This window comes from Mycoplasma sp. HU2014 (assembly GCF_001199495.1).
Classification (GTDB): Bacteria; Bacillota_I; Bacilli_A; order Mycoplasmatales; family Mycoplasmataceae; genus Mycoplasma.
On sequence record NZ_LFYS01000018.1, the window covers coordinates 1 to 9,280 of the forward strand.

9 protein-coding genes and 1 pseudogene are annotated in these 9,280 nt (G+C 24.9%); 4 read left to right on the forward strand and 6 right to left on the reverse strand.

Annotated features, from left to right (window positions below):
* Positions 1-359: 359 nt before the first annotated feature.
* A pseudogene (locus AB668_RS05670) lies at positions 360-554 on the forward strand (transposase); the annotation flags it as partial.
* 57 nt (positions 555-611) lie between these two features.
* Here the strand turns inward: AB668_RS05670 and AB668_RS00950 are convergent.
* The 5 genes from AB668_RS00950 to AB668_RS00970 are packed head-to-tail and all read right to left on the reverse strand — an operon-like array spanning position 612 to position 4,727.
* Complete coding sequence (locus AB668_RS00950) at positions 612-1,238, reverse strand: thiamine diphosphokinase (RefSeq protein WP_050517232.1); 627 nt, start codon at positions 1,236-1,238, stop codon at positions 612-614.
* Positions 1,228-1,905, reverse strand: a complete 678-nt coding sequence (rpe, locus tag AB668_RS00955; protein WP_050517233.1) for a ribulose-phosphate 3-epimerase — start codon at positions 1,903-1,905, stop codon at positions 1,228-1,230. Before rpe ends, AB668_RS00950 begins: the two co-directional genes overlap by 11 nt.
* A gap of 1 nt (position 1,906) precedes the next feature.
* Entirely contained in the window at positions 1,907-2,815 is a 909-nt protein-coding gene (gene rsgA, locus AB668_RS00960) for a ribosome small subunit-dependent GTPase A (protein ID WP_050517234.1), read from the reverse strand.
* An 18-nt stretch (positions 2,816-2,833) separates the two neighbouring features.
* Positions 2,834-3,967: a serine/threonine-protein kinase gene (locus AB668_RS00965; RefSeq protein WP_050517235.1), complete on the reverse strand. Its 1,134-nt coding sequence runs from the start codon at positions 3,965-3,967 to the stop codon at positions 2,834-2,836.
* A 1-nt stretch (position 3,968) separates the two neighbouring features.
* Positions 3,969-4,727, reverse strand: coding sequence for a PP2C family protein-serine/threonine phosphatase (locus AB668_RS00970; RefSeq protein ID WP_050517236.1), 759 nt, complete (start codon positions 4,725-4,727; stop codon positions 3,969-3,971).
* A 289-nt stretch (positions 4,728-5,016) separates the two neighbouring features.
* Between AB668_RS00970 and AB668_RS00975 the strand changes: the two genes are divergently transcribed.
* Together AB668_RS00975 and AB668_RS00980 are read left to right on the forward strand one after the other, a co-directional pair.
* On the forward strand, positions 5,017-6,846 hold the full coding sequence (locus AB668_RS00975) for a ribonuclease J (protein ID WP_050517237.1): 1,830 nt from the start codon (positions 5,017-5,019) through the stop codon (positions 6,844-6,846).
* 185 nt (positions 6,847-7,031) lie between these two features.
* Positions 7,032-8,015 (forward strand): hypothetical protein, encoded by a 984-nt coding sequence (locus AB668_RS00980; protein WP_235443311.1) that lies wholly within the window; start codon positions 7,032-7,034, stop codon positions 8,013-8,015.
* A gap of 25 nt (positions 8,016-8,040) precedes the next feature.
* Here the strand turns inward: AB668_RS00980 and AB668_RS05245 are convergent, their stop codons facing one another.
* The gene (locus tag AB668_RS05245; RefSeq protein WP_235443312.1) at positions 8,041-8,313 is read right to left on the reverse strand and encodes a hypothetical protein; all 273 of its coding nucleotides are present in this window, start codon (positions 8,311-8,313) and stop codon (positions 8,041-8,043) included.
* Between the two features lie 95 nt (positions 8,314-8,408).
* Here AB668_RS05245 and AB668_RS00985 point away from each other — a divergent pair.
* On the forward strand, positions 8,409-9,280 hold an 872-nt coding region (locus tag AB668_RS00985; RefSeq protein WP_152908015.1), incomplete at its 3' end, for an IS1634 family transposase.

The following is a 9,280-nucleotide window of genomic DNA, read 5'->3' on the forward strand; positions in this document are numbered from 1 at the left end:
TATGACAGGTCCGTTTTTTGGATAATTCTTACCATTTTTATATTCACATCCAATTCTTTGAATAACAGCTCATGATTTTCCTGTTAATTTAACGATAGTATTTTTTGGTCTTGGAACTTGCCTTATTTCTAATGGTACAGCCATAATATCTCTCCTTTTCTATAGTGTATTATATAGTATATTATAACATAAAAGACAAGTCTTTTAAAAGTATTTTTTAAAAATTTTATTAATTTTTCTAAACAAAAAGAGTACATTTTATTACTAAAACATACTCTTTTATTAAAAATTTTCATTTTTTAATTGTTTTTGTGCTATTTTAACCGAAAAATATAGTGTATATTTTTGGAATTCTTTACTTAATAAGTTCTATAATCACTTCAAGAATGAAAAAAGAATTTGAAGAAAAAGGATTAACAGAGAGATTTTCATTTAATCAAATAATGGAAAGATTAAGTTCAGCTAATAAGTATTTAGATGGTACAACTAAAAAATGACACTATACAAGTGAAAAGAAATATACTGACAATATTATTGATATTTTAAACCTATAGTGGCAAAAATGATAAATTTCTTAATAAATGAAAAAAATGGATCTTATTAGATCCATTTTATTTACTCATTATACAAACTACATCACAATCTGTTGTAATTGTTGCATCTTTATAAGGTATAAAAGCATTAGAAAGGCAACTCGAAGCTATTGGTTTTAACAATAAATCTGTTGTTTCATATTTTAAGCCTTTAATTGTGATTTTTGTGTCATCTTTAGAAATAAAACTTACATAAGTCATATCTTGATACCTATTAAATTCTAAAGTATTTTCACCTTTTTTTAATAAGAAAATAATTGAATAATCATTAATGAATTTAATATCATATTTAAATATTAAGCTAAATATAGAAAAGTTCTTTTCATATCTTCTTGTTGCATTTGCAACAAAAAGTATCTTAGCTTCTTTAGAAATTTCTCTAGCTCTTATGATTGCTATCTCTCCATCAAAAAAATCTTTTTCAGATGGTCAAATTTCAATTTTGTTTGCATATTCTTTTATTACATTAAGTTCAGCATCATCAACTTTATCAAAATCACCAATAGCTAAATCTATTCTAATCTTCTTATCAATTAAATGCAGACAACCTCTTTCAACTCCAATAACATAAGTGCTAACATTATTAAAAGAATTTAGATCAATATTTGTTGTAGAAGTGACTATTAATATTTTTTTATAGTTCATCTATTAGTCCTTTTGCTCTTTCTTTAAAATTATCAGATCCAAATAAATAGCTTCCTGCAACTATCATATCAACTCCAGCCTGTTTAACTAAACTTGAAGTTTTATCATTAATTCCACCATCCACTTCAATAGTGTATTTGTAATTATTTTCATCTCTTAATTTAGATAATGTTTTAATTTTTTCTAAACTAGATTCGATAAATTTTTGACCACCAAATCCAGGTTCCACACTCATAACTAGTACGTTATCTAATTTATTTAAATATTTTAAAATTGCACTAACTTCAGTTTTTGGTGAGATTGCTATAGATGCCATAATATTGTTTTTCTTACATAGTTCAATAAATTTATTAACAGTTAATTCATCAACTAATGATTCAATATGCATTGTCATCATTTCAGGTTTTGCTGAAATATAATCTTCAAAGAAATCTTCAAACTCTTGAGTTTTTACTTTAACCATAAAATGAACATCAACTTTTATATCGATATTTTTTTTAATATCATGTAGAATTTTTGATCCAAAAGTTAAGTTAGGAACAAAATCAAAATCCATAACATCATAATGAATTCATTCAATATTATTTTTTTTACATAATTCTAATTCTTCTTGTAATTTCATAAAATTAGCTGATAGCACAGAAGGAGCAATAATAAATTTTTTCATATTAATACCTACTTTCTTTTTTCTCTTTCATTTCAACAAATACTTTTACATAATCATTATAAATAAATGTAGGAACTAAGTGTTGTTCAACCGCTTGTTTAACACTACATTTCATTTCATGAGTATGAGTGCAATCTATAAATTTACATTTATTTAAATATGGTCTAAAAGTTTCTCAAGAATATAAAATATGCTCTATATCAATATTATTTAAATCAAATGCTGAAAATCCAGGTGTGTCAGCTATAAAAATATTTTTATCTAAAAAGTATAGTTGGATGTTTGTTGTTGTATGTCTACCACGATTCAAGTTTTTTGAAATTTCATTTGTTTTAATTTGATTTTCAATTGATAGAAAGTTGTTTAAAGTTGTAGATTTTCCAGCTCCAGTTTGTCCTGTAAACACGCTTATTTTGTTTTCTAAAATTATTTTCAATCTATCTAAAACTTTTTTCTTATCATCATCTGAATCTTTATTATTAATTATTAAAACTTCATATCCCATTTTTTGATATCAATTAATTTTATGCATTACTTCGTCATAATATTTTGTTTGTTTTAATAGATCAATTTTGGTAAAAATTAAGATAGGTTTAATCTTTTCTGTTTCTAACATCATAATGTATTTATTTAATAAAAATGATGCAAATAATGGTTCATATAAAGCTGTAACTATTAAAACTTGATCAACATTAGCTATTTTTGGTCTATGCAATTCATTTTTTCTTTCATCAATTTTAACAATATATCCATAACCATCATCTAATATATCAAAATCAACAAAATCACCTATTTTAGGTTTTAGTTCTTTTTTAACATTTCCTTTTGCATGAACCTTATAAGTTTGTTTGTTTTCATTACAAAAAACATAACTTTCAACACTATCTTTTTTAATGATAATCCCTTTCACTAAAACAACTCCATCCTATTAGTTAAATATAATCACTACTATAAATAATATTAACGATACAAAAACAATTAACAAGGTAGGAATAGTAAATCTATAAGGAAATTCTTCAATAAAATTTTTATATCTAATATTATAATTAAGTTTCATGTTTGAAATTTTATCTGCTTCTCAATTCATTTCAGGAAAATCTTTTTTAACATCTAGTTCAAGTTTCACTTTTTGTAGATCGTTTAAAAGTTCATCAAAGTTTTTATATCTGTTTTTTATTTCTTTTGCTAAACAGTGCATAATAATATTTTCAATAGATTGAGGAATATCTGGATTAATATATCTAGGCCTTAAAACTTCTTTAACTAAGTGTTTTTTGAAGTTTTCTTTTTCTTTTTCTTTAACATTTGAACTACCATAATTAGTGTTTAAAAATAATGTTGTTCCTGTTATGAATTCATACATCATAACTCCAACTGAATAAATATCTGATTCATATGAATAAATATTTTTTTTAGATTCAAAATTAATAAATTGTTCAGGAGCTGTATATCTTGGTGTTCCTGGTGAAAAGCTATCTTCATTTGTCTCATTAATAATGCTTTTAATTTTAGAAATGCCAAAATCTGATATTTTAGCTTTTTGATTTTTGGTAATTAAAATATTTGCAGGTTTTACATCTCTATGTATTATGTTACTATCATGAATTTCTTTTAATCCTCTAGCAATTTGTTCAAAATAATAAATAAACTCATTTGTTGAAAGAATATTATTATAAACGGAGAATTTTTTAGATAGATCAATTCCTTCAACTAATTCCATAACAATTACATAATATTTATCTCATTCAAAAACATCTTTCATATTAATAACATTTTTACTAAATGATAGTTTAGCAAATGTATTAACTTCATAATTTAATCGACCATTAATTTCTTTAGTGTTTTTTCTTTTTCCTTTTAACATTATTTTTACAGCAACAAATACATCTTCTTTATTTAAAAAAGATGCATCTAAATCTATTGCTTTAAAAACTGAGGCAAAAGCTCCTGCGTTAATAAATTCTAATATTTTATATCTTTTATTAATTAGTTGATTAATAAGTTCATTATTGTTAATTCCATTATCAATTTTATTATTTTGTTTTATTTGATTTTTGTTCATTCTATTTAACCTCTATGATTATGATAGATAAATTATCAGTTGATAAATTTCCCATTGCAAATTCAACTATATTTTTAGTTTTACTTTTTAAAGAGTTTTTTACTTCTAAAAAATCAACAAAAGTTTGTGAGTCAACATAATCATGAACACCATCAGATGTTAAACAATATACACCTTGAATTTCATCAATAATATAATTATCAGGCTTCATCTTTTTATTTGGACCTAAAGCACTTGTTAAAATCTTTCAATATGTCATTTCATTGAATCTTGAACCATATAGTTTTTGAGCACATTCTTTTATTTTTTCTGGATCATAATTAGAATTCATTAAGTTTTGATCTACTGTTATTTGTTTTAAATGATTATCAGAAAATTTATAAACTCTTGAATCACCTATATTAATTACATAAGATTTATTATTAGTAAATATTATTGCAGATAAAGTAGTCCCCATATCAGATTTTTTAGGACAATTTTGTGCAACTTTTTTCATAGCTTCTATTGAATATGATAAAGCATCATCAAATCATTGATTAATTTCTTGTTCAGATTTATTATTAAATGTTTCTTTTTCAAAACGCTCAACAAAAGTCTCAACAGCTGTTTTTGAAGCAATTTCACCTTTGGCATGACCCCCCATACCATCACATAAAATCGCTAAAAAAGAACCGTCAATGCTTTTAGAATATCCTAAATAGTCTTGATTATTTTTCCTATAATTACCTTTATGAGTTAGACTACTAATTTTTATTTTCATAGCGTACCTTGTTTTCTAATATATCATTATTATTTTATCATCTCATTTTATTTGACTTGGTTTTATAGAATGTTTAAATACAAAATATGTTAAATTATTTGTTATTGTATTTATGTTTTTTATTCCAGAATTTGTTATTGTATTTATGTTTTTTATTGTTTATGTGGTATAAATTAATTAAGAATATACCATTTTTTTAGTATGCACTTGAGAATAAAAAAAGATAATAAGTTTATACAAATAATTAATTTTATTCTGATAGTTATTAAGATGAAAGGAAGAATCGAAAATGAGTAAAAGTCACAGATTAGAAGACGTTAACTTAACACACGAATTAGAAAAAATAAAAGATTTTGATGATAATGGTGATGAGATTAATATTAGTATTGATGAAAAAGAATTTAAACCTTATGTTTTCAAACAAAAAGAAATAAAAAGAAAATATCAACAAACTAATATTCCAACTAAAGTTTTTGCATTAGGTGGATTAGAAGAGGTTGGAAAAAATACTTATTGTATTGAATATGATAATGAATTAATTATGATTGATGCAGGAGTTAAATTCCCTGATTCTTACATGTTAGGAGTTAATGTAGTTATTCCTGATTATTCATATTTAGTAGAAAATGAAAAGAAAATAAAAGCATTGTTTATAACTCATGGTCATGAAGATCATATTGGTGGAATTCATTATTTAGTTCAACAAGTAAAAATACCAGTTATTTATGCTCCAAAATTGGCTGCTATGTTAATTAGAGATAGATTAAAAGAATATAAACTACAAGATAAAACAGTTGTTAAAGAATATGAAGCTGATGATGTATGAGCAACAAAAAATATTAAAGTTAGTTTCGCTGCTTTAAACCACTCTATACCTGATGCATTTGGTATTTTAGTTCAAACTCCAAATGGAAATATTTTTTCAACTGGAGATTATAAATTTGACTGATCACCACTAGGACATTTTGCTGAATTAAATAAATTAGCTGAAATGGGAGAACAAGGAATAGAGTTATTGATGGCTGATTCAACTAATGCTGAAGTTGAAGGATATACTCAAGGTGAAAGAGATATCATAAAAAATATCGATAAATTATTTTTACAGGCTAAGGGAAGAATTTTTTTAACAACATTCGCATCAAACGTTCACAGAATTCAACACATAATTGAAACAGCACATAAGTATGGTAGAAAAATTGTTATTCTTGGTAGATCAATTGAAAGAATTATTAAAATGATCAGACAACTAGGTCACTTAAAAATTAGTGAAAAAGAATTTATTAAGTCAACCGATATAGATAAATATAAACCAAATCAAATTATGATTCTAACAACAGGTAGTCAAGGTGAACCGATGGCTGCTCTATCAAGAATTGCGAATGGAAAACATTTATCAATTAATATTATTCCCGGTGATACAATTATTTTCTCATCATCGCCAATTCCTGGAAATAGAGCTGATGTTGAAAAACTTGTAAATAAACTAACAAGAATTGGTGCTATTGTAATTGAAAATAATCCAAGTTTAAAAATACATACTTCAGGACACGCTAGTCAAGAAGAACAAAAACTATTATTCAGTTTAATAAGACCTCATTACTTTATGCCAATGCACGGTGAATTTAGAATGCTTAAAAAACACGTCGAAACAGGTGAGAGTGTTAACTTAGAAAAGGGTAACGGATTTGTAATGGCTAATGGAGATGTATTAGAACTATTACAAGGAAAAGCTCAAATTGGAAAACGTGTAGAAGCTGATGCTGTTTATGTTGATGGAAAAGATATGACAGGACAAGCAAGTAATGTTATTAGAGAAAGAGATATTTTATCTAAAGATGGATTAATCGCTGTTGTTGTTTCAATCGATTCTCAAACAAACACTTTAATTGCTCAACCAAGAATTATTTCTAGAGGTAGTTTTTATGTAAAAGATTCTGGAGCAATTATTGGTGAATCAATTGCAATAGTAACAAATGCAGTTAACGAAGTTTTATCTAGTCCAAAACCAACATTTGGAGCTATTAAAAAAGCTATAAAATCTTCATTAAGTCCTTATATTTTTAAAGAAAAGAGAAGAAATCCATTAATAATTCCAGTTATTTTAAATAAAAAATCTTAATTTTGAAATCTAAATTATGTATTAGTTGAAAAACGGTTTTTGCTATTTTTTTATTTAAGGTAAGAATATTTAATAAAATCTAAAGATACAAACGTATTATTCATTGAACTATTTACTATTCTTTTGTTGTAGTTTTTAATGTAATATAAATTATGTATATAAATATATAATAAGGAGAAATTTTTATGAACAACTACGATATCAAATCCAGGTATCAAACACCAGAACAAAGTTCAATGAATTTTGCAATATCAATGTCAAAAACTTGAATTATATTCCTACAAATAGTCGGTTCAGTATTAGCTGTTATTGGATTGGTATCTGGAATGGTTTTCTTTAATTCATTAGATTACAATACAATAAATCCTAAATACAAATTAGGAGTTCCAGTATTATTTAGCATACTATCTTATTCTTTATGAAGAACTATATCTACAGCTTTTGTAATTGTTAGATTTTTGAAACAAGCAACTAATGAACAAATTGTATCAAATAGATATATTCTTGCTTCTTTAAGTTTAAATTTAGGTGGTTTTTTTACTCCTTGATTATTAACAAGTTTACCTAATATAGAAACAAATTCTACAATAAAACCAAAATGATTTTTATCTAGAGTGTTTTCGGTTATAACATTAGTGGGTTTTGCTATATTATTGGTAGCTTTGTTATTACAGTTAAATAAAGTAACTGGTGGAAATATTTCAAGTGCTTTTAATAAGACTAATCCATATTACAGTATAACAATAGTTTTAATTTTTATTTCAGTATTATTTATATTAGTAGGGGTTCCTTCAATAGCTCTTTACTACAACAAAAATTCAGAAGAACAATTTGAAGACGATACATCAACCAGTACCACTATGAGAATCTTTGCTTACTTTTATTTAGTAGTAACTACAATAGAGCTATTTATAGTTATGTGACTATGTTTACTAAGATTAGTAGGCGGTTTTTCAAGATTAATAAATGCTTTTGATAATGATGGTGGTATTAATCCATTTGCAGTATTATTTGCATTAATTTACATCATTTTCCAAATAACCTATGTTTTATTTTTATGAAGAATGATAGTAGAAGTAATTAAAGGTATCTGAAAAAGAGATGGAATAATTAAACTTTCAATTTATGATAAATTGAAAGCAAGAGAAAAGATGTTAAGAGCTAAATAATAAAAATGAGTCATTAGACTCATTTTTATATGTATATAAATTCTAAGGATAGGTAATAATTAATATCTTTACCATAATCATACAATGGTTTACCTATAATAAATTTCTGATCATAAGACTTTAATCTATAGTAGAATTTCTCAGAAATATCATTTACATTCTTGTTTAATATAAAATTATAACAAAACGTTTTATTTAAACTCATATCAGAAATAATAATTGATGAGTTATCGAATTTGCAAACTTGAATTCTTTTTTCAGATGAATATATTTTTTCTATTTTTCCTACGTTTCCCACTTAGTTACAAAAACAGCACGTTTTTAGTAGCTATATTTTTTATAAAAAAATATAAATATCTATACTTTTATGCTTAAATATGATATAATAGAAATATGAAAAAGTCAAGAAAAGATACAAAAAGACAATGAAGAACATCAATAGCAAGAGTTAAGAAGGGTGAATATTTATCAATTGGGGTGCCGAGAAGAGATAACAAGGGGTTTGAATTCAGATTCGGTTATGGTTATTTACATGAATTGAAAGAATATGACGATGATCCGCTAACTGTGATTAAATCAATTATTGCAAACTTCCCACTATCTTGAATAAAAGAACAAGCTAAAACAAAATTAGATGAAATTTTCAAAGAGAAAAAATCATTGAAAAAAGAGGTTATAGAAAGGTATAAAGGTTACGAGATTATTGAAAAATTCTTTGATTATTTCGATATTTTTGATAATTGTTCTACTACAAGATCAACAACACTAAAAGATGTTATTATGCAATTAATTTATCAAAGAATTAAAAATCCGATTAGCGTATTTAACACTTACAAAACAATAAAAAAAGAAAGAATAGATACTCATTCAAAAAATTCATTTTACAGATCATTAGATTATATTGCAAAAAATAAAGACGAGATTCTGAAAAACTTAAACAAGAAAATTTGTGATAACACAAATAGAAAAATTGATGTTTTGTGATTTGATGCAACAACCGCATATTTTGAAACATTTTCAAGAGAAGGGTTTAAAAAGCCTGGTTATTCAAAGGATGGAAAATTCAAAGAAGATCAAATTGTAATAGGAATGGTAACCGATGAAAACGGAATTCCATTACATTACAAAGTTTTTCCTGGAAATAGTGCTGATTCAAATACATTTATTCCTTTCATGCTTGAAATTGCAGACCTTTATGAAATAAACACAGTAACTATTATTGCTGATAAAGGTATGAGTGTTAATAGAAATATTAGATTCTTAGA